The 20,894-nt window shown below is 57.9% G+C and carries 26 protein-coding genes; 10 read left to right on the top strand and 16 right to left on the bottom strand.

Translation table 11 applies throughout. From position 1 onward, the window contains the following. Positions 1-24: 24 nt before the first annotated feature. The 7 genes from maiA to BSY18_RS00085 all read right to left on the bottom strand — a co-directional run bounded on the left by maiA (position 25) and on the right by BSY18_RS00085 (position 5,500). Positions 25-645: a maleylacetoacetate isomerase gene (maiA, locus tag BSY18_RS20475; RefSeq protein ID WP_083231218.1), complete on the bottom strand. Its 621-nt coding sequence runs from the start codon at positions 643-645 to the stop codon at positions 25-27. Beyond that, complete coding sequence (locus BSY18_RS00110; protein ID WP_069049198.1) at positions 638-1,336, bottom strand: fumarylacetoacetate hydrolase family protein; 699 nt, start codon at positions 1,334-1,336, stop codon at positions 638-640. Before BSY18_RS00110 ends, maiA begins: the two co-directional genes overlap by 8 nt. Then, positions 1,333-2,385, bottom strand: a complete 1,053-nt coding sequence (gene gtdA, locus BSY18_RS00105) for a gentisate 1,2-dioxygenase (protein WP_069049197.1) — start codon at positions 2,383-2,385, stop codon at positions 1,333-1,335. Before gtdA ends, BSY18_RS00110 begins: the two co-directional genes overlap by 4 nt. 113 nt (positions 2,386-2,498) lie before the next feature. Then, positions 2,499-3,272 (bottom strand): IclR family transcriptional regulator, encoded by a 774-nt coding sequence (locus tag BSY18_RS00100; protein ID WP_069049306.1) that lies wholly within the window; start codon positions 3,270-3,272, stop codon positions 2,499-2,501. A 151-nt stretch (positions 3,273-3,423) separates the two neighbouring features. Next, positions 3,424-4,116, bottom strand: coding sequence for an alpha/beta fold hydrolase (locus tag BSY18_RS00095; protein WP_069049196.1), 693 nt, complete (start codon positions 4,114-4,116; stop codon positions 3,424-3,426). A gap of 70 nt (positions 4,117-4,186) precedes the next feature. Beyond that, positions 4,187-4,975 carry an IclR family transcriptional regulator gene (locus tag BSY18_RS00090; protein WP_069049195.1) on the bottom strand — a complete coding sequence of 263 codons (789 nt, stop codon included), beginning with the start codon at positions 4,973-4,975 and terminating at the stop codon, positions 4,187-4,189. A gap of 99 nt (positions 4,976-5,074) precedes the next feature. Further along, positions 5,075-5,500 (bottom strand): VOC family protein, encoded by a 426-nt coding sequence (locus BSY18_RS00085; RefSeq protein ID WP_069049194.1) that lies wholly within the window; start codon positions 5,498-5,500, stop codon positions 5,075-5,077. A gap of 129 nt (positions 5,501-5,629) precedes the next feature. Here BSY18_RS00085 and BSY18_RS00080 point away from each other — a divergent pair, with 129 nt between their 5' ends. The 3 genes from BSY18_RS00080 to BSY18_RS00070 are packed head-to-tail and all read left to right on the top strand — an operon-like array spanning position 5,630 to position 8,455. Then, positions 5,630-6,481 (top strand): hypothetical protein, encoded by an 852-nt coding sequence (locus BSY18_RS00080; protein ID WP_150126163.1) that lies wholly within the window; start codon positions 5,630-5,632, stop codon positions 6,479-6,481. Next, entirely contained in the window at positions 6,471-7,688 is a 1,218-nt protein-coding gene (locus BSY18_RS00075) for a CaiB/BaiF CoA transferase family protein (protein ID WP_069049192.1), read from the top strand. The genes BSY18_RS00080 and BSY18_RS00075 overlap by 11 nt, the downstream gene beginning before the upstream one ends. Further along, positions 7,685-8,455: an SDR family NAD(P)-dependent oxidoreductase gene (locus BSY18_RS00070; RefSeq protein WP_069049191.1), complete on the top strand. Its 771-nt coding sequence runs from the start codon at positions 7,685-7,687 to the stop codon at positions 8,453-8,455. The genes BSY18_RS00075 and BSY18_RS00070 overlap by 4 nt, the downstream gene beginning before the upstream one ends. Before the next feature lie 35 nt (positions 8,456-8,490). Here BSY18_RS00070 and BSY18_RS20470 read toward each other — a convergent pair whose 3' ends face one another. Further along, positions 8,491-9,399, bottom strand: coding sequence for a LysR family transcriptional regulator (locus tag BSY18_RS20470; protein ID WP_083231216.1), 909 nt, complete (start codon positions 9,397-9,399; stop codon positions 8,491-8,493). Positions 9,400-9,511: 112 nt separating this feature from the next. Here BSY18_RS20470 and BSY18_RS00060 point away from each other — a divergent pair, with 112 nt between their 5' ends. Both BSY18_RS00060 and BSY18_RS21170 read left to right on the top strand, forming a co-directional pair. Further along, a complete protein-coding gene (locus tag BSY18_RS00060) occupies positions 9,512-9,865 on the top strand; it encodes a putative quinol monooxygenase (RefSeq protein WP_069049189.1) in 354 nt (117 codons plus the stop codon). A gap of 13 nt (positions 9,866-9,878) precedes the next feature. After that, entirely contained in the window at positions 9,879-10,043 is a 165-nt protein-coding gene (locus BSY18_RS21170) for a hypothetical protein (protein WP_442856553.1), read from the top strand. Here the strand turns inward: BSY18_RS21170 and BSY18_RS21635 are convergent. The 7 genes from BSY18_RS21635 to BSY18_RS00030 form a co-directional block, all read right to left on the bottom strand. Beyond that, entirely contained in the window at positions 10,025-10,135 is a 111-nt protein-coding gene (locus BSY18_RS21635) for an NAD(P)H-dependent oxidoreductase (protein WP_442856552.1), read from the bottom strand. The two genes, BSY18_RS21170 and BSY18_RS21635, sit on opposite strands and share 19 nt — an antisense overlap. A gap of 40 nt (positions 10,136-10,175) precedes the next feature. Then, positions 10,176-10,358 (bottom strand): hypothetical protein, encoded by a 183-nt coding sequence (locus BSY18_RS00055; RefSeq protein WP_069049188.1) that lies wholly within the window; start codon positions 10,356-10,358, stop codon positions 10,176-10,178. Continuing rightward, the gene (locus BSY18_RS00050; RefSeq protein WP_069049187.1) at positions 10,355-11,302 is read right to left on the bottom strand and encodes a LysR family transcriptional regulator; all 948 of its coding nucleotides are present in this window, start codon (positions 11,300-11,302) and stop codon (positions 10,355-10,357) included. Before BSY18_RS00050 ends, BSY18_RS00055 begins: the two co-directional genes overlap by 4 nt. Then, entirely contained in the window at positions 11,302-11,703 is a 402-nt protein-coding gene (locus BSY18_RS00045; RefSeq protein WP_069049186.1) for a DoxX family protein, read from the bottom strand. The genes BSY18_RS00050 and BSY18_RS00045 overlap by 1 nt, the downstream gene beginning before the upstream one ends. After that, entirely contained in the window at positions 11,696-12,325 is a 630-nt protein-coding gene (locus BSY18_RS00040) for an alpha/beta hydrolase (protein WP_171900136.1), read from the bottom strand. Before BSY18_RS00040 ends, BSY18_RS00045 begins: the two co-directional genes overlap by 8 nt. Next, on the bottom strand, positions 12,322-13,071 hold the full coding sequence (locus tag BSY18_RS00035) for a DODA-type extradiol aromatic ring-opening family dioxygenase (protein WP_335617660.1): 750 nt from the start codon (positions 13,069-13,071) through the stop codon (positions 12,322-12,324). The genes BSY18_RS00040 and BSY18_RS00035 overlap by 4 nt, the downstream gene beginning before the upstream one ends. A gap of 239 nt (positions 13,072-13,310) precedes the next feature. Beyond that, positions 13,311-15,260 (bottom strand): FUSC family protein, encoded by a 1,950-nt coding sequence (locus BSY18_RS00030; RefSeq protein WP_236823332.1) that lies wholly within the window; start codon positions 15,258-15,260, stop codon positions 13,311-13,313. 171 nt (positions 15,261-15,431) lie between these two features. Here BSY18_RS00030 and BSY18_RS20460 point away from each other — a divergent pair, with 171 nt between their 5' ends. The 4 genes from BSY18_RS20460 (at position 15,432) to BSY18_RS00015 (ending at position 17,551) form a co-directional block, all read left to right on the top strand. Then, positions 15,432-15,899 (top strand): enoyl-CoA hydratase/isomerase family protein, encoded by a 468-nt coding sequence (locus BSY18_RS20460; protein ID WP_083231213.1) that lies wholly within the window; start codon positions 15,432-15,434, stop codon positions 15,897-15,899. Between the two features lie 323 nt (positions 15,900-16,222). Further along, positions 16,223-16,579: a helix-turn-helix domain-containing protein gene (locus BSY18_RS20455; RefSeq protein WP_335617663.1), complete on the top strand. Its 357-nt coding sequence runs from the start codon at positions 16,223-16,225 to the stop codon at positions 16,577-16,579. 220 nt (positions 16,580-16,799) lie between these two features. Continuing rightward, positions 16,800-17,189, top strand: coding sequence for a response regulator (locus BSY18_RS00020; RefSeq protein WP_069049182.1), 390 nt, complete (start codon positions 16,800-16,802; stop codon positions 17,187-17,189). Continuing rightward, positions 17,156-17,551, top strand: a complete 396-nt coding sequence (locus BSY18_RS00015) for a response regulator (protein WP_069049181.1) — start codon at positions 17,156-17,158, stop codon at positions 17,549-17,551. The genes BSY18_RS00020 and BSY18_RS00015 overlap by 34 nt, the downstream gene beginning before the upstream one ends. An 85-nt stretch (positions 17,552-17,636) precedes the next feature. Here the strand turns inward: BSY18_RS00015 and BSY18_RS00010 are convergent, their stop codons facing one another. Continuing rightward, positions 17,637-18,782 carry a sensor histidine kinase gene (locus tag BSY18_RS00010; RefSeq protein WP_069049180.1) on the bottom strand — a complete coding sequence of 382 codons (1,146 nt, stop codon included), beginning with the start codon at positions 18,780-18,782 and terminating at the stop codon, positions 17,637-17,639. 649 nt (positions 18,783-19,431) lie between these two features. Here BSY18_RS00010 and BSY18_RS00005 point away from each other — a divergent pair. Continuing rightward, the gene (locus BSY18_RS00005) at positions 19,432-20,583 is read left to right on the top strand and encodes a tyrosine-type recombinase/integrase (RefSeq protein ID WP_069049305.1); all 1,152 of its coding nucleotides are present in this window, start codon (positions 19,432-19,434) and stop codon (positions 20,581-20,583) included. Positions 20,584-20,894 lie beyond the last annotated feature (311 nt).

Here is a 20,894-nt window from a genome sequence, read left to right as displayed (position 1 = left end):
GCGCTGGCGCCTCTTGCCTTTTGGTCACGTTGGTGGCTTGAAAGCCTCTATCTCCAGGCAGGCCTGCTCAACCCGCAATATCCGATCGGATGTCAGCGATACGCCAAATCGCCTTGCATTTGCTAACTGAGGAACGAGACAAAGGTCGGCTAGGTTTGGACGATTGCCGAAGCAGAACTCTCCGTTATGTTGGGGTAGCAACGCCTCGAATGCCGCCAGGCCTTCGTGGATTGTGGCGCGGGCCCATTTCTCGACTCCGCCTTCCTCCACTCCAAGTGTTCGTAACCGATTCAGAATTTTGAGGTTTTGGACAGGATGAATGTCGCAGGCGACCACATAGGCTGCAGCACGCACCCTCGCCCGCTCCATCGGATCGACGGGCAGCAGTGCGGGGTCAGGATGAGCTTCGTCGAGATACTCACAAATAGCTAATGATTGCGTGAGTACGTGGCTATCTATAGCCAGGGCCGGAACTAAGCCCTGCGGGTTGAGCGCCAGATACTCGGGTGCCAATTGTTCCTTGTTCCGAAGGTTGTACTCGATACTGTCAAATTTAAGGCCCTTCAGGCCCAGTGCAATTCGTACGCGGTATGATGCGCTAGACCTGTAGAAGCCATGAAGAGTGAAACAGCCAAGATCAGTCATCTGCGATCGAGCCTACTTCGATTTCGGTTGGCGTTAGCCCCTCGATTGCGACGATCATCCTGTCGCCCGGAACAACCGCGCCCACACCTGCTGGTGTTCCGGTATAAATCAGGTCGCCCGGCTCCAGCCGATAAAGCGCTGAGAGGAATGCGATCACATCGGGTACCGGCCAGATCAGGTCGGCGATGTCGGATGACTGTTTGGTCTCACCGTTTACCGTAAGTGTGATTGCGCCATTTTGAATATGGCCAACATCACTCGCGGGATGGATAAGCCCCAGCGGGCAGGATTGTTCGACATTCTTTCCGGTATCCCAGGGGCGGCCCTTGTCGCGCGCGACCAATTGCAGATCGCGCCGGGTCATATCGAGACCGGTTGCATAGCCGTAGATGTGTTTCTCTGCATCTTCGCGGGCAATGTTGCGCCCGCCGCTGCCGATCGCCACGACAAGCTCGGCCTCATAGTGGAAGTTGGATGTGCCAGGCGGATAGCAGATCGCAGAACCCGAAGGTACGACGGTCTCGGCCCATTTGGTGAAGAAGAACGGTGGTTCACGATCAGGATCGAACCCCATTTCGCGCGTGTGCTCCGAGTAGTTTCGGCCAACACAGAAAATCCTGCGCACCGGGAAATCATCTCCTCGGGTGGTTTTGGCCAAGGTGGGCACTTGTGGTTCAAAAAGCAGGGTCACGCACAATGTTCCTTGTAAAGATTGAGTTTCTCTTGCGAAGCCTTGTCGGAAAACGCGAACAGGATGAGGTCTTGCGAAGCCGCAAACCTGACCTCGTTCCACGACGGGATGGTGATGACATCGCGCTCGCTCAGACGAAGTTCCTCGCCGTTGACCAGGGCCGTTCCTTCGCCCTCCACGACAACGAAGACCGAACCGTCGCTCGACCGGCGCGGAGCGGTTTCAAAGCCCGCAGGGATCAGGCGAACATGCGCGGAAATCGTCGGCATAACCGAGCCGCCGTCGGCTGGGTTGATGAACTCCAGCGCATGGCCCAGATGTGGGTCGATGTCCGCATTGGCCGCCATCTCGACCAGGTTATGGCGCCATTGCTGGAACGGGTAGTGAAACAACGGCTGACTAGCTGGGCGTCGGTCCGCCTTTGATCCCTTCAACGGGCGCAGATTGGCTCCATATCTGTTGAGCGTATCGCCAGCAGGAACCGTCTCGGGATGAACCTTCTCCGCGAGGCGCTCGGCAAAGGAAGCATCGAACAGGCGGACGGTCGGAATGTCCAACCCGTCCAGCCAGATCATTGGCTTTTGCGTCGGGTTGCCGTGGTCATGCCACTGCATGTTCGGCGTCAGCACCAGATCGAACGGGCGCATGATCGCCTTTTCGCCATCGACCGTCGTATAGGCGCCGTCGCCCTCCATCACAAAGCGCAATGCGCATTGTGTATGGCGGTGACACGGCGCGATCTCGCCAGGCAGAATGAGTTGCAGACCAGCATAGAGGCTTGGCACGACGGCCGACTGACCCACCAAACCCGGATTTTCAAGGATGAGCACGCGTCGTTCAGCCTGTTCGGCAGAAATCAGGTCGCCTGCGAGCATCAGATACTCGCGCATGCGGGCATAGGACCATTTGTGCACGACGGCGGGGCTGCTGGGTTCGTTCAGCACCAGCGCGTGGAGCACTTCCCAGAGCGGGGTGAGGCCCTCTGGAGCCATGCGGTCGTACAGGTCCTGCAGAAGTACCTGCTGTTCGTTGCTGCCTGCAGCTAGCACGGGATGTTCTCTCCTGGAGGTGGCGCACTAAAAAGGGCCGCTTAGACGGCAACCACTGCTAACAGTTTGGCCGTGGCATTCCACAATGTCAAATTGATTGTATAATTTGAAAGCTACTGGCAGGGCGCTCGCCCGCCTACGGATCGACTGATTTCCTCGCAAACCAGCCGCAACTTCTGCGCTATCGGACATTTGGTCTGCTCGCCTCTACCAGTCGTAGTGACCCATGTAGCCGCAAGGATAGCCTGGCTCTGCAGATCGAATATTGGATAGGCCTTGGCATTCAGTCCGGGGATCAAGGTGCCACCAACGCTGGCCTCGCCGTTTTTCCGGACCTTGTTCTTTATCCGCTGCAGATCGTCGATGTTCATAGAGGGCGACTGCCTGAGTTCGGTCGCGACCAGGGTTTCCAGCTCGCGTTCGGGGCGAAAAGCCAGGAAGATCTGTCCGGTGGCAGAGTGAAGCAAGGAGAGGTTCGATCCCAAACCCAGCGATGTTGCGATCGGCGGCCGCCCGACATGCCAGCGTACGATAATCGGACCTGTGGGGCCCAAAGCCGCCAGCAAAACAGTCGCCCCAGTTTCAATTGAAAATGCGGAAAGCCGGTCGTCGGCAATTTTGAAGACGTCGATTCTTGAAAGCGCACTGAGTCCGAGACGCAAGGCGGCCGACCCAAGGTCATAATCACCGTTAGCGTCCTGCTTGACCATTCCAGCTTCGATCAGGCTGGCGAGATAGCGATGGGTCTGAGACGGCGACAGGCCGCACCCCTTGACGATCGCGGCCAGTGGATGCGCGCCGCCCAGCGTTGCCAGCGTGTCCAGCACCCGCATTCCGATTTCGACCGATTGGATTCCGGCGCGCTTCTTTGTTTCAGTGCCAGCCATTATGCTCATCCTTAACGTGTCTGTTGATTAGCACGATTTATCCCAACCCAGCAGAATTTGGCTCTTCGACCTGTCCCAACAGCTCCTCGGCTTCCACTAGTTGAGCGCCAGGTAGCTCGCCACGTGCAAACCATGCCGCGCGCCAAGCGCTTCATTCTATTGCGGCCACTTCGAGCAGAAGCGCAAGTACGAGTTCGGGAGCTTCGCCGATGATATCATGGCCGCAGTTCAGAGTGTGCGTCATCCATTCGGCGTCCGACTTCAGGCGCTGATAGGTGGCGTGAAACGGACTGTAGGCGCTGTCATACGGACTGGTCGTCTGCCCGTTGCACCATGCGTAGATCTTGTGTTTCGCGGCATATGCCTGCGCCGACAGGCGTATCGGCTGAAGCCAGGTCGCCAGCGGGTGGGGCCGTGTCCGGGCATCCAAACCCTCGGGTGGGACCGATCGAAATCCATCTGTCGCAGCATCGATCAGCCGATGCCGGGTCTCAGGGTCCCACATAGACCAGACGGAGTCCCCATCTGCGGGGACCAGCGCGTCAACAAACACGAGTGTTCGGACGGTCTCTGGCAGCATACTTGCAGCGCCAGCAATGACCATTCCTGCATAGCTGTGCCCGCACAGTATAATATCGCTGAGCTTTTCAGATTCGATCAAGCCTGTCAGATCGGCGATGTGGGTGTCGAGATTGATCGATCCTGGGCATGACGACCCCGACAACCCAAGCCCGCTCAAGGTAACGGCATGGACGTCGTGGCCCGCCTCCCGCAGCCTATTTATGATGGGAGCAAAGTACCAGCCGCCATGATAGCCACCCGGCACCAGCACAATCGTCGCCATAAGCTTCCAGTCCTCTCGACTCTAGATCGCGCGCAAGACTGCACCGCGATTGTTTGGCTTCATTGAAAGATCACGCGCCGCTCAACCGGGCTGTCAGAAGCTGTGTCGCTTCGCGGAGCGCGTCCTCGACCCCCTGATGCCCTTTGCGGCCAGACTGGTCGATCCTGTCGGCATAAGGGACAGTCAGAGCAGCCAAGGCATTGCCGCGCAAATCGCGGATTGGAAAGCTGATGGCGAAGAGGCCGCGCACCTGTCCGCTGGGGGCGGCCTCGAACCCTCGCTCGGCGATGACGTCAAGCTTCGTCGCCAGAGCCTCCAGATCGTGGTTGGGCTCTATGATGCAGGCTTCATTGATCCTGATCTTCTGGGTCTCGGGGTCCTGAAATGCCAGCAAAACTCTGCCAGACGCAGATACCAGAACATCAAGCTCCGATCCCACCCGCACGCTGAAACCCATGCCGCTGGGTACATCGACTTTGGCAATCACGAGTTGCCGTCCTTGGCTATATACCGTCAGGTGGCAGGACTGGTCGATTTCCCCGGCAAGCTTGTGCATGAGCGGGGTTGCCTCGGTGAGCAACCGCTGGGTCGGGGGATAATAATGGGCAAGCTCGAACAGCTTTGTCGTCAGCACAAAGCTGTCTCCGACGATGGCAATATACTTCCGCTCCACGAGATGATGGAGCATCCTGTACAGTTCGCCAACGCTGCGACCCAGTTTTGCTGCGATATCGGACCGTGTCAGGGGTACTGCAGACCTGGCAAGCAGTTCAACAATATCAAGCCCTTTTTCAAGCGCGGGAGCTTGATATGGGCGTCCTTCCGATCTGCTGGTCTGGTCGATCTCGTCTCGCTTCATCTCTACACCTTTCGTCGAGCATCGGGTTGCCCGTTATCCGAACAACCCGCGATCGCAGGATTCAAGAGAATTCGACGTCGGCCCTCCTGAATGAACCTTTCAGGCAGCTGCCGCAGGGGCCATTGGCTGGTGGACCTCGATCATGTTGCCGTCCGGATCAAGCAGGAAGATCTGATACCAGTTCGCGATCGCCCACACGCCATAGTCGGCATATTGGATGCCAAGGTCATCCAGGCGCTTTTTGAATCCCTCGATGTCATCGGTGCGGAAACAGAAATGGCCGCGATCCAGCGGATTTAGGAACTGCTTCATTTTGAAGCCGAGACCGATATCGCGCGTTGCGAGATGAAATTCGATAGCGCCGTCGGTGACAAAATCAACAGGGGCTCCGTAGCCGTCCTGCTCGTTCACCCGCGTGTGCTCTTCGTCCTCGATCCGGTCCATCGCGAAAATGGTCTGATAGAACTCGGAAAGTCGCGCCACGTTTTCGGTGCAAAGGTTCATGTGGTGGTATTGGAATTTCACGGCTCAAAGCTCCCTCGGATTGATCTGGTGCAGTGTTCGGTTGTCGCCATAATCGCCCAGCAAGCGTAATGTCAATGTATATATACACAGATGGTTGCATATATGCATCATGCGCTGTACTGCCTGGCTATGGATGAACGCGCTCCAAAATTTCCGCTAGAGACCGCAGCAGGGTCATCACGACAGCACGCTCAATCGTTCTGCGGCGATATGGCGCGGCGGATTGCGACGATGCTGGACCTCGCTCCGCAGGCCTGGGATCCAGGAAATTCGGTACCTTTTGGTTGGCATTTCGCGTTGTTCGGCGGTGAAACCAGGCGAGCGGGTCTGCGATCGGACGGCTTCCCCGGACTTGGCATCGCGATGCCGCCTGAGCTTGGCAATCGACTGGTCGCACTGGGGCGGATTGTGAAGATGCCAGGGCGGATAATGGTCGAGCAGAAACTGCAGCGCAGCAGCCGCATCGCCAGGATCGTCACCAAGCGAAGCGAAGACGGACCTGTGCAAATCGTGACTGTCGAACATCTGGTTAGGGATGCCATCCAGGAAGTCCTCCTGCTCGAGGAGCAGCAGACATATCTGTGCACCAACCGTGGTTTTGCGCCACCGGTTGATGACGCCGCCGTGGAGGCATGCGATGTGGTTTCAGCCGTCATCCCGGATGAAACCATGCTTTTTCAGTTTTCGGCTCTCGCCTTCAATTCACACAAGATCCACCTCGATCGGCACTATGCGCAGAGCGAAGGATATCCCGATATCGTCGTGAATGGCGGTCTTATCACACTGCTGATGACCGAAATCGCTCGGCAGCGTTTGTCAGCCCCGATCAGGCAATTGCAGCTTCGCAATCGTTCGCCTGCGTTCTGCAACCGCATGATCCGGTTTGCGGTGGACGATTATCCGGCAGGATGTTCAATCACTGCGCTCGATGACAGCAATCGCGTTGTCGCGACCATGGAGATTAGCACTGATGAGCTTTAGCCCACTTGCCGGACTGCGGGTCCTCGACCTTACCAGCGTGGTTGTCGGTCCGGTCTGTACCGCGCGCCTTGCGCTCTACGGCGCGGAAGTGATCAAGCTGGAGAGCCCGGACGGCGATCTCATGCGCGGTTTGGGCGGACAGTCCCCGACCGGCCAGCATTCCGGCACATACCTGCATCTCAACCGCGGTAAGCGCAACATCTGCATCGATTTGAAGAAGCCCGGTGCTGCTGAGGTCGTAAGGCGATTGGTCGAAACGTCAGACATCATCATTGCCAACATGCGTCCGCAGGCTCTTGCCCGGCTGCAGCTTGATCATGAGGCAGTTCTTAGGGAATTTCCTGACAAGATCTACTGCCTGATCACCGGCTATGGTCTCGCAGGGCCGTATGCCGGTTTCCCGACCTATGACAGTGTCATTCAGGCAGCTTCAGGCATTGCAGGGCTCAGCGCGATGCGCGACGGTACGCCTGCCTATGTGCCGCTGGTGATGTGCGACCACGTGGTAGGCGAAATAGCTGCCGGCGCGGTGCTGGCTGCGGTGATCCGCCGAAAGGCAGATGGTGTGGGGGCTTTTGTCGAGGTACCGATGTTCGAAACCATGGCTTCTTTTGTGCTCCAGGAGCATCTGGCGCAGCAAAGTTTTGTTCCGCCTGTCGGACCACCGGGCGACCAGCGGTTGCTCAATCCCCACAATCGACCTGTCAAAACCCAGGATGGCTGGATTTCCTTCACCATCAACACAGACAAGCAGGTTCGCGCTTTTCTCGAGGCAACTGGCCGTGACGAACTGATCGGCGATCCGCGCTTTGGCACCGTGGCGGCACGCGCGAACAATGTGCATTTGTGGTTCGAAATTCGGGGCGCTGCTCTGACAAAGCATTCGACCCGGCAATGGCTTGAGATTTTTCGCAAGGCAGACATTGCTGCGATGCCTTGCCATGATATTGGATCGCTCTGCGACGACGAGCACCTCACAGCAGTGGGTCTGCTGCGTCGTGAACTGCATCCCGTGGAGGGCGAAACGGTCGCCATCCGATCATCGGTTGTCGCGGATGGCGATGCACTATCGGCGAAGGGTTTTTCTCAGCCAAAGGGATGGGAGTCTGCGCAGATCGCTACCGAACTCGGATTTTCGCTGGAGGCCGTCGCCGATCTAATCGCAACCAATACGGTGATGGCGAGCGCCGCTGGAGGGGGCTTGTGATTCTGCGCGGTGTGACATGCCTGATCGTCGGCGCGGCTGCAGCCAAGGGCATTGGCAGGGCAACCGCCCATTTGTTTGCCGAGCATGGTGCGAAGCTTATTGTTGCAGACGCCGCGCCCGTCGATGGGCTGATAGCCGATATTGAGAACGCGCTCGGCGCGCGTGGGCTGGCGGTGCCCGGCTTGGCTGGCATGACCTGTGATATTACCGACGCCGGCAGGTGCGAGGAACTGATCGAATATTCGTTGTCGCAGTTCGGCCGGATCGATGCCCTCGTCAACACGGCAGGTATCGTGCAGGGCAAGCCGCTGCTCGATATTTCATCCTTGGAGTTCGACCGCATGATCGATGTCAATCTCAAGGGCGCGTTCAACCTGTGTCAGGCAGCCTTGCGGCATTTTGTCGAGGAGCGCCGCGGCGCCATCGTCAACCTGGCGTCACTTGCGGCGCAAAGGGGCGGCGGGCTGGTCGGCGGTGCGCATTATGCCTCTGCCAAGGGGGGCGTAATCAGCCTGACCCGAACCATCGCCCGTGAATACGGTCCTATGGGAATTCGAGCGAATGTTATTTGCCCTGCAATGACACAGACGGGCATGCTCGATGGCCTTGCCGATGACGAACTGGCGGCCATTTGCCAGACCATCCCATTGCGCAGACTGGGAACGCCGGAAGAGGTGGCTCAGGCATGCCTCTTCCTGGCATCGGACCTCTCGAGTTTCGTGACGGGCGCGACCCTCGATGTGAATGGCGGAATACATATCCACTGAATGGGGCGCGCTGTAAGCGATCGAGTGGATTTCCCTCACCGAAGCCGTCCTTTCGCAGCCTCCACAACCAGTCGATCAACAACATGGCGCACCCGAGGTGTGAGCTGGGCGCGCCTGGGCCAGACTGCATGAACTTCGACCGGGACCGTCGACATATCCGTCATCACTGCCTCCAATCGGCCTTGGTCCAATCGCTGCCTGACCATTGATGCTGGGACCTGACACAATCCGAGCCCTGCCGTAACGGCCTCAACCATCGCCTCGCCATCGCTTATCTGATGCGTGGAAGATGGAATGAACTTTTTGACGTCACCATCCTCCCGGACAATCCAGGCCAGCGGCGGGCCTTTTGGAGAACCGACGACGCAGCGATGCTGCTTGAGGTTGGCAATCGTACGCGGACGACCGTGTTGATCCAGATAAGATGGCGCACCACAGATGACCCTGTCCTGATCAACAAGGTGGCGCGCGATCAGATGGCTGCTGGCGGCCAACGCACCGAAGCGAATGGCCAGGTCAACATCGTCCTGCAGCAGATCGCTTGTCGCATCGGTAAACGTCAAGGCAAGGTTCAAACCAGGATGGGCCAGCGCAATTTCGGTAAGGATTGGCAGCAGCACGCTTCGCCCAAATGCCACCGGCATATCAATCCGCAGGCGCCCGCTAAGCACATGTCCAGCTGAAGACAGAGCATTCTGAGCTGCGGCTATCTCGTCGATCGCAATGGCACAAGCGGCAAGATAAGCCTCTCCATCTGCGGTGAGCCGACTGAGGCGGGTGGTGCGATGAAAGAGCTTGGTTCCGAGCCTTGCCTCAAGCTTGGCAACAGATTTCCCCACGGCAGATTTTGTGATCCCAAGCCGATCAGCAGCCAGCGTGAAGCTGCCTGCTCTTGCCGCAGCGACGAAGACAGTGACGCCCTGCAACGGATCCTGGTCAGCCATAGTAGCGCATTGCTCCACTCAGAATAGCCTGGCGACGTCTTTATAGCTGAAAATTCCGCTTTAGATAGATAGGCAGTGGCGCGCGTATCGCGGCCTAATCGAAGGATTGAACATGCACGGCGAGATCTACTCCATCTATCACTTGGCGATCCAGCCGGCCGACTTCGAGGCGTTCGCGGCATTGGTTGATCGCATCGTTGCAGAGACTGCGAAGGAACCTGATACGACCACATACGAATATGTCGTCAATGCCAGCCATGACGTGGTCCATATCGTCGAGCGGTATCGCACCCAGGGGCTACTCCCCCATGTAGAGCAGACATTTACGCCATTCGCCGAGCGATTTCTCGAATTGGCTAAGATCGAAAAGCTTTATGTCTACGGTGACACGACCCCCGAGATCCGAGCCAAGCTCGATGGTTTCGGCGCTGAATATCTGACGCAGTTCGCTGGCTTTTCGCGCTGAGGATGGTCATGGTTTGCGCCAGTCCGGCTTCGCCATGTTGACGACGCTGCAACAGGTCATGCTGGTCGGCGTCGCCATTGCCGGTACGGGCTTCGATATCCGCCCGCGCGTCGGCGGCGGCCACGCCTCATCAACTGTACAACGCTTGCGCATGTGTCACTATCCGGCACGCAAATAACCTCCGCCTGCCTGTTGCGGCCGGGGCCGCGCCACTACATCGATAGCCTTCTTCAGCGCGGCGGGGACGGAGCGGTTATATTCGGGGGTCACGAAAAGGATACCATCCAGCGGTGCAACCGCCTTGCGGAAATCATCCCATTCGCACGCCCTGCTCGTCGCGCTCAGGATTGTAGAGAGGGAGCGCTCCGATCTTGATCACCGTAAAGTCGAGCTTGCCTTCGCCTAGCGTCTGAATTGCAGCGGCCATTTTCGAGGTCAGGCCATCGGCCTGCAGACTGCCGACGAGGATTCCAACGGTTGGCTTGTGGGTCATGGTGTTTTCCTGGGTGTTAGGGGGAGGTCGGGGGCACGAGGAGCAGGTGTATGGAATTCAGGCAAAAGCAGCGCCTTATTGGCGGCTATGGCAGATACGAGCATGGTCTGCACCGCCATGATCCGGGGGGCGTGGCGGGTGTCACGATGAACCCCCATCCATATTTCCCGCGTTAGTAGCGGACCGTTGTCAAGGCGGACCAGGCCCGGATGCCGATCGGAGAGGTAACAGGGCAGGTGGCCCAGCCCCAGGCCGGCGATCACCCCCTGCACCTGGACCTCTCGACTGTTGGCAAGCAGCGCAGGCTCGGCCTGCGCTGTGCGTTCAGAGAACCAGCGTCCATCCGGTGTATCGAGCAAATCGTCCTGGACCCGCACCGTTCGGTGACCAGTTGCGCCGGTCGACCAATCCGGCTGGCCATAAGCTGCGAGATAGTCAGGCGAGGCATAGACCGCAAAGGCCATCTCACCGATCTTTTGGACGAAGGTTTCATGGGCGAGAAACTGCCCCAACCGTACTGCGATGTCGGCCTCCCGCCGTGCAAGGCTGAGCGACCGATTGTCGGTGATCAACTCGATGACGATGCCAGGATGGACATCGTGCAGCGGCTTGATACCGGCAGTAAGGATGTGCGCGGCGAGCGCTTCGACGGTCGTGACGCGAACCAGCCCTCCGAGCCGCTGGTCCCCGCCGCTGATCGTGCGCTCGAGAGACAGCGCGGCGTCTTCCATTCGTTCGACCTCGCCAAGTACCGCAGCACCCGTCGGGGTCAGACGAAACCCAGCGGGTGTGCGTTCAAGCAACTTCGCTCCGGCCTCGACATGAAGGTGATCGAGCCTCCGGCCCATGGTCGTTTGGCTGACCTTGAGTGCGCGCGCCGCCGCAGACAGCGTGCCGTGGCGAGCAATCGCGAGAAAGGTCTTGAGGTCATCCCAATCGAGCATCACGCGCGGAGCCGTGCGTCGATACTCCACGGGCCAGCGCCAGCGGCAGAAAGGTACAGGAAAGCGAAGCAATAGATGATTGCGAGTTCGCCACCGTTCAGAACGGGATAGAACCCTTGCGGCGCATGAACCATAAAATAGGCGACTGCCATCTGGCCGGAAAGCAGGCACGCAACGGGCCGTGTGAAGACGCCAAGCAAAATTGCCGCACCGCCGAACAATTCGAGCAGACCGGCGATTCCGAACAGGCTGAACAGCGGAACCTGACCGGGCAATGCGCCTTCAGGAAACGCAAACAGCTTGACCATCCCATGTGCTATGAAAAGTATCGCAAGAACGATCCGCAAGACGGCGTGGAGACGCGGTGTCCATGAGGCAGCAGCGTGATCGAGACTAGTCATCGTGTGGTCCTTCGAGATCGAGCGTGCTGGTTTCTAGACAAGGCTCTGATGCGAGCCAGGCTGAAATTTCTGAAATGGTCTGCGGCCCAATACCGTGGCCAATGCCATCGGTCAGGATCGTGCTCGCGCGATGCCCGGCACCGGTGAGCTTTTCAGCGGCTTGCGCTGACAAACAGGAAGGCATGACCTGGTCCGCGGAGTCACCGATAACCAGAAGCGACGCAGGCTTGGCTCCGGCTTGGACGACGGACGATGCAAGGCGCCCGGAAATCGCAATTGCGCGCCCCGCGTGGTGGCCGTGTGCCACCATCGCCAGGGTCATGATCGCGCCTTGGCTGAATCCGAGCAGTACGAGTTCCCCTCGCGGAACGTGATGGTCCCGCGCTACGTCTTCGATGCGCTTGATCAAGCCTGGCAGCGCTTCTTCCACGCGGCGCGGTCGGTCGGCCTCTGTCACGCCATTGACGGAGAACCATTGCCGTCTGCGTCCGCCGCCATCGAACGGCTCGCAGCCATCCAGTGCAATCACCTGGGCAATAGATGTCAGGGGAGCGAGCGCAGCTGCCATATCGCTGCTGCACGATCCAACGCCGTGCAGCGCTAAGATCAGGGGCCGGCTCACATCGTGTCTCCGAACGCGAAGGCGTCCATCCGCAGTATCCCATGCGTGGTACTCGCATGAAGATGGTTCGATGGCCCACCGCCGCCCGCGCCCAATGCCACGAAAAGCGGCAGGAGGTGTTCCTCGCTTGGATGGTTGCGCACTGCCTGCGGCGCGTTTTTGCGATAGCTGAGCAGGTCGTGGATCCGCCCTTCATCGATAGCGGCTGTCATCCATTCTGCGAACTGGTCGACCCAAGGGGGGGCCGGGGCGTGCAGGGCATTATAATATTCTCTGAAGCTGCTCAGATCGTGGGTGAAGCTTCCCGAACCGACGATCAGGACGCCATCCTGGCGAAGCGGCGCCAGCAATTGACCGAGCCTATAATGGTAGTCCGGGCCTAACTCCGTCTGGACCGACAACTGGACGACGGGGATGTCGGCTTGCGGAAATATCAGGCGCAGCGGCACCCATGCTCCGTGATCGAGACCACGACCTGATATGCGTGATACCTTGCCGCCGCCCGCTTCCAGCAGACCGGCGACGCGCTCGACCAGCCACGCCGACCCTGGCGCTGCATAGCGGATTGCATACAGTTCGGCGGGGAAGCCCGTGAAATCGTGAATTGTCTCGTTGACATCGCTTGCGGTGACGCTGGGCACTTTTGGTTTCCCAATGAAGCCGAAATCATCAAGGACCGCGCGCGGCCGCTCAGGCCAGTCAGTAGCGAGGTCCTCAAGGAACCGGCGCGCGGGCGCATCGGTCAAGGGGAAAGGTCGGTGCGCCGTGCGAAACGAATAGGGCGGGGAACATAAGTTACCTCGTGTTGCTGTCCCACCGATATAGTCTCTGCAAAATACTTTAGCGATCCCTCAGTTTCGGTAATCAGCTATGCGTTTTCGCATAGCGCAGGGTCTCCGGCGTAGTGGCGGACGCTCACCAATCTTGACAGTGCCATGGCACTGGTCGAGCCCATGAGCTCAAAAAACCTCGAAAACGTCTGCTGTTACGCGAAGAGGGTAGGGTGCTGCTTCATATTGTCTGCCGCCATTTCCAGGAGCCAGCGGATCGTCGTGGATTGCGCCGCTGCGCCGGTGGCACCGGACGTGGCGGCGTTTCCAATCTTGGCCGCATGTTGCCGAAGCATGGCTTCTGCCCGGTGCGGATTTGCCATCGGTGATGCCATCAGATCCAGTGTCTGAAGGATGATGCGCCGATCCTCTTCCCCAAGTGCCGGAGCGTGCGCCATCTCGCCAAGCCGGAAGAAGGCGTGAGCGAGTGAGAGCGCCGCGAGCGCGTCTTCGACCTCACGCACATCTCCACCAGACCGGGCGGCGATCCTGAAGACGAGATATCGAACACGCGCCAGATGGCGTCCCGCCCATGGTGTCCCGGCTCTGATCGATATCGCGGAAATTTCTTTGCGCACGGAAGCCCTGAGATGCTTCCGGCGCCGCTGCGTATTCATCGGCAGGAACCAACGATAGAAGCCGTAGGCCACAGCAATGCCGCACAAAAGCATCGCCTCGATCGCCACAAGACCGAGCGCGGAAGTGGGCCCCACATCAACCGGACGCGCGAGCACCGCAAAAAGCATGTTAAAGGCAAGGCCAATGAAGACTGTGCCCTGCCGTGCCTGCAGAAGCGACGCGCCGAACACGAGGGGAAATGCCAAAGCAAGAGAGAGCCAGGCATTGCCAACGTCCGGGATCACCGCGACGCGCCACAGGACGGCGGCAGCGGAAGCGCCGATACCGGCAACCAGAACCTGGCGGACCACCCGGGCGGGTTCGTCCATGGCAGAGAACAAGACTGTGAATATGCCGGCGCCGAGCACCAGATAACGCAACGGGTCCCAACCGATCATGAGCCATGCCAACCCCACCATACTGGCGACGACACCGCCCCGGAGCACGGCCAGGCGCACCGCCGAGAAGTCGGGGTGAGGTATCGACCAGTGCTTCGCGTGTTCGCTTGCTTTGGCAACCACCTGGGAATAGCCGTCAGCAGCGCGGAGCAGCAGCGTTCTCATCTCGTCGAGGACAGGAGATAGCACCGGATCGCCCTTCTCGAGCCGTTGCGAGGCTGCAATGATGTCCTGAACATCGAGCTTGCCATGGGCATCCAGATCGGCAGCGGATTTATCAAACGCCGCTTTCAAGATTGCCATTTTTTCATGCCCGGGGGCGTTCAGGGAAGCCTCGCGCGAATGGATGGCGCGGGCGACGACAAGGAGGTCAAGCAGGTACGCGAGCAGGGCGTGCAATTCTCTCAGCTTGCGCCGGGCACTTAGAGATCCTGCGGCTGCGTCCTCCGCTGAAGCCTCGAGCGAGGCAAGCGACAACAAGTACCCTCTTGCTTGCGTTTGCAAATGGGTCGCGGTTTCGGACATAGCTTGCGTTATCAGGGCAAGTGCCTGCAAGGTCACCATCTTGGCGCGGACTGTGATAAACGAAGTCGCAGAGGATGGGCCGAGAAGGGTCGCAACGGCGAAGGCCGACGCGATACCAATCGCGGTATCAACGACGCGTGCAGTCGCAAAGCTGACTGGATCAATGACGGTACCCAGAGTAAGCGAGACGACAACTGCGGCCGTCAGGCCACCCACAGCAGCCCCATAAGCGCGCTGGTGCCGCATCAGATTGGCGACTCCGCAGCAGATGGCGAGCCATGCGGCCAGACCGAGCAGCGGGGTGGCCGGGGTGCCGGGCCACGGTTGGACCAGCGCGACACCTACTGAAGCGCCCAAAATGCAGCCAAGTAGCTGGGCAAGGCTGCGCTCGAGCAATAGCCCACGTGGCGGCTGGCCCACCATCCACACGGCCATGGCGGCCCACCAAGGATTTTGCAGAGACAGGGCTGTCGCTGCAGCCATGGCGGACATGGAAGCTAAAGTCAGCCGAAGGGCAACATTGAGGGTTGCTGCGTCGGAGAAGGTTGCAGTCAGAAGCTTCAAAATTTCGGTCCGCTATGGATAAGCATGTATTTCGCCGCTGAGCCCTCTAGGAAAGGTGAGATTGAGGCACTGATTCGATGCCCCCCATTCTTAATTTAGTAGCCAGCTCGTTCACTGCTCGAGCCTCGAAGTGACCTTTGCCAACCAGCTTCACGCCACCTCGGGGTCCCCGTGGTTCATTTTGACCTGCAGAACCACAAATCTGTAGAGCACCGGCCTCCATCGGCGCTGCTATATCAAAGGTCGAGGCAAGTCGCGGCAAAAGGGTTGACCGGCCTCGCTTTCAGCCGTCTCGCAACCTTGGGGATTGTGTCTGCCATTAGTTTCATGATCTGCAGCCGGGTGCTCTGCTCGGGAAGGTCACCCGCAAACCGGCGCGTGGGCGCCGACGAGGCCGCACAGATCGGCCTCATCTCGCATGTGGTATCCGCAGACGAATTGACGTCGGAAGGCATGAAGCAGGCCAGTATTCTGGCGTCCAGTGCAATTAAAGCCATGGGTGCGGCGCGGGCCTTGCTTCTCGAAAGCTATGGTAACAGTTTCGAAGGGCATCTGGACCGTGAGGCGCGCAGCATATCGGCAAAGGGCGCTTCTGCGGAAAGTCGTGAATGCATCTCGGCATTTCTCGAGAAACGATAACCCGAATTTGTCAAGTCTCTGACGCCTTCGCTTTTGTCATGACCAAATTGATTTGGAAAGTTCGACGATATCTAAAAATCTAGCCCGATACTTGCGTTATAACTTACACCGGTGTTTTCAATACCACGAATGGCGCGATTAAATATGAAATCTCCTGAGCATGACTTTTCAAACAAAACCTTGCTTCGTTTCTAGCTAGGCGACGTGATCGAAGTGAGCATGTAGCGGAGCATGCCACCAGATAGTATAACTCAATCCATCAGATCGTAATCGTAGTATCGGCTAGTCTAGGCTAGAAATGTCTTGTGGCATTGGTCGGCAAAATGCTGGATATTTGGGCGATCAGATCAGCCGACGTACTCATTTGCATTTCGGTCTCACGCGTCTTACTCAATGGTGTTTCTATGTCTTTTATACCCCAACCGCCATCCTCAGCACTGGTGACTGAACCAATCAGCATGCGAGTTCCAGACGCTTGCCGGTTCACCGGCATCAGCCGTAGCACCCTATACCTTCTCATTTCCCGTGGCGAGATTGAGATTGTCAAGGTGGGAGCGGCCACTCTCGTGCTGACTGAAAGTCTTAGAGAATTGATTGAACGGCATCGCGCTAGGGGGGCAAACCCGGCTCCGACACCTACCCACCCCATAAGCCAATTTAGCCATCGCGAGGTCGACTGAATGATGTGGAGAAGGGGATATAGGCGGTTGCCCTAATTCTTTATATTTCGCGATGACTGCAACGAGAGCCGCTTCGGGGCCTTTCGTTTGCACCCAATACGGATAGCCCAGTGCAACGGACCAAGAGTTTGGAACATCGACGCGCTGGCGACGTTTAGGTTCAAATTGGGGAAAGCCGGAGAGTAAACTTGCTCGAGGCGCCACGTGGGGAGAGCCGAGGGTGGGCGCCAAGACGATACTTTTGGTCGAAGACGAATTTATCATCCGATTCACACTAGCCGATTTTCTGCGAGATATTGGTTATCACGTCTTGGAGGCGGGTGACGGCCGTGAAGGGCTCGATATTCTCAATTCAGGCCAGAGCATCGATCTGATGGTAACTGATGTTCATATGCCCGGTGGGGTTGATGGCATCGAGCTTGCGGAACACTCAAAAATGCTGGTGCCAGGGCGACCTGTCGTCGTTTGTTCGGCCCATATGTCCATCTCCGAATGCTATCCAGCAGACGAATTTCATTCTAAGCCTTATATTTTGCCGGCACTTGCGGCGCTGATCGAAAGCCTGATCGGGGATCCATGGCAGAAGAGCTCGCAAACCCACCTTGCCTGATTGTCGCAGATCCTGACGTTTTGATCCGGAACGGGTTGGCCGAATATCTCCGACATTGCGGCTACAAGGTGTTCGAAGCTGCGACCTCCGACGAGGTCATCATCGCGCTCGAAGAAGGTGCGACAAGCTTTCGAGCAATGCTCGTCGACGCCGAGCTGTCAGGCGAACTCAATGCATTCGAATTGCGCATATGGGTCAGGGGGCATTACCCCGGCGTCGACGTCATTTTGGCTGGGAACGTCGATAGGGCCGCGAAGGCTGCAGGGCACTTGTGTGATGATGGCCCGCATCTCCAAAGACCTTATGATCCTGAAAGTGTGGTGGCGCACATCAAGCGTTTACTGGCCGCAACACGGCGCTAAGTTTGCCGCGGCATCGCGCAGGTTGAATGCGAGAATCTTAGCGCGGACACCTTTGCGATCCACTCTGTATCGGCACTACCGCGCGTCAATCGAGGCCAAAGGTGGTATCGATGATGCGCGCGGCAAGCTGACCGCCCGATTCATCGGTTTTGTGTAAGGCGACAGACGAGATAGGGGCCGCCAATCGGTAGATCATCTCACCCGAATGAAAGGTCCGCTCCGCGGTACCATTAAGCATCCTGGGCACAATCCGCATCAAAAGCTTGGAGCCGAAGCCCTCCGTTGAGCTTGAAGCCTCAAGCGCAGTCAAGTCGATCCCACTTTCCCGCCACTCGAATTCGAATTTTTCGCTGTCGGCGGTCCACCGGACTTCGACCTCTGCAGAATTTGATGCGCCCAAACCGTACTTTTGGGTATTTGTCGTGAGCTCATACAAGGCGAGGCTGAGCTGTTGAGCAGCCACCGGGTCAATCGTCAGTGCGGGGCCGCGTGAGGTAATCCTGTCTCCATAAGTTTCATGGAGTACTGCTAGCCCCGAAGCTACGACCTGTACGATTTCTGCCGACGAACTATCGCTTTTGGCGATTGCACGTGTCGTATCTGCCAGTGTTTGAACCCGCCCCAGGAATGACGCAAGAAACTGGTCCGTATAGCGCGATCCTCGCGCTGATTGCGTAGCAAGTGAATGGACCACAGTCAGAAGATTGCCGCTGCGATGGACCGCCTCCCGCGCCTGGACAGCGAGCGCCGCGGTCGCTTTTTCCAGTTCTGCGGTCCGTTCCCGTACTTGTCGATCCAGCGACGCTAATGTCTCCCGGTGTGCGGCTACCTCTGCATTTAGGCTCTCGTTCGCTGCTACCAGGGCTGCCGGTGAGGGCAGACGAACGATGTCCGGAATCATTCTGAACAGTACGAACGCCGTCGTCATCGACACTACGCCAGTCGCAAGTTTTATCCATCCAACCCAAGGATAGATTGGATACCAGAGTGTTACTATTCCCATCAGGTGGGTAAGGCCGCAGAGCAGGATGAATGATGCGAATAGGGCCACCACGCCCGCGTGAGGTACTTCAGTACGGCGCCGCAAAATAGTCAGCAGGGCAATCGGGATAGCCGTATAGGCTAGGAAAATCAGCAAATCTGAGCCCGCCCACAATGTGACGAGCCAAGGCTCCCAAAGGAGACACATGCCGTGCGGCATGTAGTCCCCATACGTCAGGCCGTGGTCCATCGTGTTTGCCTCCCCGAAGCTCTATCTTTGATCCCACTTGCAATCAGCTGCCTACACCAACTCGAGCTATATGGATAATACCATCCGCGCGCTCACGCCTAGGCCATGAATGGTAGTCAGATCGCCAGCTCACACTGAATAGTCCATCGTGGACCAGCTCGAGTTAGCTCGTCGGGATGTCAGAAAAGCCTAGGCTGCAGCGGCCATTTGCACACTCACGCGACCGCAAAATCTGCGTGGTCTGTCTGCGGCCGGTATGTCGCCTCAATTTGATGTGGTCTTGATGATAGTTTAGCCGATCACGACATTGGACATGTTGACGTGAACCATCGGAAACTCCAGAAAGTCATCGACAACAAAGGCGTATTCTGGCATAGACAAATCTCGGCTTAGACGGACGATTGTTCACTAAGGGAACTGTCTGTGGGACTGCTTGGTTCGGTGGTTTAATTAAAAAATGTTATCAAATACATAGACTTAACTTTATAAAACCACCCTCTCCGCCAGGTACTAATCCCACAAAATCCCTGACTGGCTCCAGACGTCCAGCTTTCCTGCGGGTTACGCTGGTGATTCGGATCCAAATGTGTCCCACGTCGTCCAGGCCGACATTTTTGCAAATGTGGGAACAAATTTTATGATCACCTCCATGAAAACGACTTCCAAGACGGGCTCTGCTACCAGGGGCCAGACCACCCGCCGAGTAGGGTTCGGTGACGGCCTTTATCGCTATGAGAGGCCGGGAGGGAGCAGCAGCTGGGTTTGCCGGGTGCAGCACAAGGGCGACCGGAGAGATTTCGGCCTGGGTAGCTGCAGCAAGGTTAGCCTGGTTGATGCTCGCGAACGGGCGCGCGAAGTGCGAAGCCAGGTCGAGATGGGTCTCGACCCGCAGTTCGAGCGGCGAAAGGTCGAGGCCGTGCCGACCTTCAAGGATGCAGCGCAGCGGGTCTATGAGGTTCACTCGAAGACCTGGCGCAATGGCAAGCACCACGGCCAGTGGATGCGAACCCTTGAAGCCTATGCGTTTCCCTTCATCGGCAAGATGAAGGTCGACAGGATCACTGGGCCCATGATCCGTGACCTCCTCGCCGAAATTTGGCTGACAAAGCCGGAAACGGCACGGAGGGTCCGGCAGCGGGTAGGGGTAGTTTTGGATTGGGCCTATGCGTCCGGCTATCGCGATACCGAAGCGCCGATGCGGGCTATCTCCAAAGGCCTGCCGCGCCAGCCGCGCCGCGATGGTCACTTTCCGGCAATGCCGTACGAGAAGGTGCCCAAATTCATCCAGAAGTTGCGGTCACGAGAATCATTCAGCCGTCTGGCGTTGGAGTTTGCCATCTTCACGGCTGCCCGGTCTGGCGAGGTGCGCGGCATGACCTGGGATGAGGTTGACCTCGAAGACGGCCTCTGGACCCTCCCCAAGGAACGGATGAAGGCATTTCGCGAACATGTGGTCCCTCTGGCCTCCCGCCCAATGCGTATCCTGCGCCGCTGCAAGCAACTGCGCCTTCGGGAGTCGCCCTATGTGTTTCCCGGCTTCAAGAATATGCAGCCCTTGTCTGACATGACGCTGTCCAAGCTGATGAAGGAGATGGGCCAGCCGTACACACCGCACGGCTTTCGCTCATCGTTTCGCGATTGGGTGAGCGAGGAGACGGAGCATCCCAGTGATGTTGCCGAGGCGGCGTTGGCGCACGTCGTGGCAAACAAGACTGAGGCAGCTTACCGGCGCGGCAACCTGCTGGAGAAGAGGCGCGTCATGATGGGGGGATGGGCCGCCTACTGTGACAAGGAAAGCTGAATGAACTCGCATCACGCTGATCTGTAGGTTCGTAATCGCGGTCAAGCTGCACGCTCGGCTTGACCGCGAAGCTTATTCGGACGCATCCGTCGATGATATCGCCTGTTATCATCGTGCCGGCAAAGCTGTAGGCGAATCCGTCGCACTGGTTGAGGCTGAATTTCCTCGCCTCTAGGATGAGCGATAATTCCATCCGATTATGGGAAAAAGTAATGTTTCCAGAAAGATGATTGTAGTGCGGTGATGCGCGCTCAGCAGTCGTTCGAGCGCCAGTGGGTGCTGCTAGTGAAAAGATTCAACCAACCAAAATT

The sequence above is a fragment of the Blastomonas sp. RAC04 genome (assembly GCF_001713435.1).
Lineage (GTDB): Bacteria > Pseudomonadota > Alphaproteobacteria > Sphingomonadales > Sphingomonadaceae > Blastomonas > Blastomonas fulva.
The sequence above is the reverse complement of the archived record's forward strand: the minus strand, read 5'-3'. Positions and strand labels throughout refer to the sequence as shown.

Excerpts from the sequence above, each read along its gene's own strand:
- BSY18_RS00045 (WP_069049186.1), bottom strand. The coding sequence starts at position 11,703 with ATGACTAGTCTCGATCACGCTGCTGCCTCATGGACACCGCGTCTCCAC.
- BSY18_RS00090 (WP_069049195.1), bottom strand. The coding sequence starts at position 4,975 with ATGAAGCGAGACGAGATCGACCAGACCAGCAGATCGGAAGGACGCCCA.
- BSY18_RS00055 (WP_069049188.1), bottom strand. The coding sequence starts at position 10,358 with ATGACCCACAAGCCAACCGTTGGAATCCTCGTCGGCAGTCTGCAGGCC.
- BSY18_RS00080 (WP_150126163.1), top strand. The coding sequence starts at position 5,630 with ATGGATGAACGCGCTCCAAAATTTCCGCTAGAGACCGCAGCAGGGTCA.
- BSY18_RS00100 (WP_069049306.1), bottom strand. The coding sequence starts at position 3,272 with ATGGCTGGCACTGAAACAAAGAAGCGCGCCGGAATCCAATCGGTCGAA.
- BSY18_RS00015 (WP_069049181.1), top strand. The coding sequence starts at position 17,156 with ATGGCAGAAGAGCTCGCAAACCCACCTTGCCTGATTGTCGCAGATCCT.
- maiA (WP_083231218.1), bottom strand. The coding sequence starts at position 645 with ATGACTGATCTTGGCTGTTTCACTCTTCATGGCTTCTACAGGTCTAGC.
- BSY18_RS20470 (WP_083231216.1), bottom strand. The coding sequence starts at position 9,399 with ATGGCTGACCAGGATCCGTTGCAGGGCGTCACTGTCTTCGTCGCTGCG.
- BSY18_RS20455 (WP_335617663.1), top strand. The coding sequence starts at position 16,223 with ATGCTGGATATTTGGGCGATCAGATCAGCCGACGTACTCATTTGCATT.
- BSY18_RS00095 (WP_069049196.1), bottom strand. The coding sequence starts at position 4,116 with ATGGCGACGATTGTGCTGGTGCCGGGTGGCTATCATGGCGGCTGGTAC.
- BSY18_RS00060 (WP_069049189.1), top strand. The coding sequence starts at position 9,512 with ATGCACGGCGAGATCTACTCCATCTATCACTTGGCGATCCAGCCGGCC.
- BSY18_RS00010 (WP_069049180.1), bottom strand. The coding sequence starts at position 18,782 with ATGGACCACGGCCTGACGTATGGGGACTACATGCCGCACGGCATGTGT.
- BSY18_RS00075 (WP_069049192.1), top strand. The coding sequence starts at position 6,471 with ATGAGCTTTAGCCCACTTGCCGGACTGCGGGTCCTCGACCTTACCAGC.
- BSY18_RS00050 (WP_069049187.1), bottom strand. The coding sequence starts at position 11,302 with ATGCTCGATTGGGATGACCTCAAGACCTTTCTCGCGATTGCTCGCCAC.
- BSY18_RS00005 (WP_069049305.1), top strand. The coding sequence starts at position 19,432 with ATGAAAACGACTTCCAAGACGGGCTCTGCTACCAGGGGCCAGACCACC.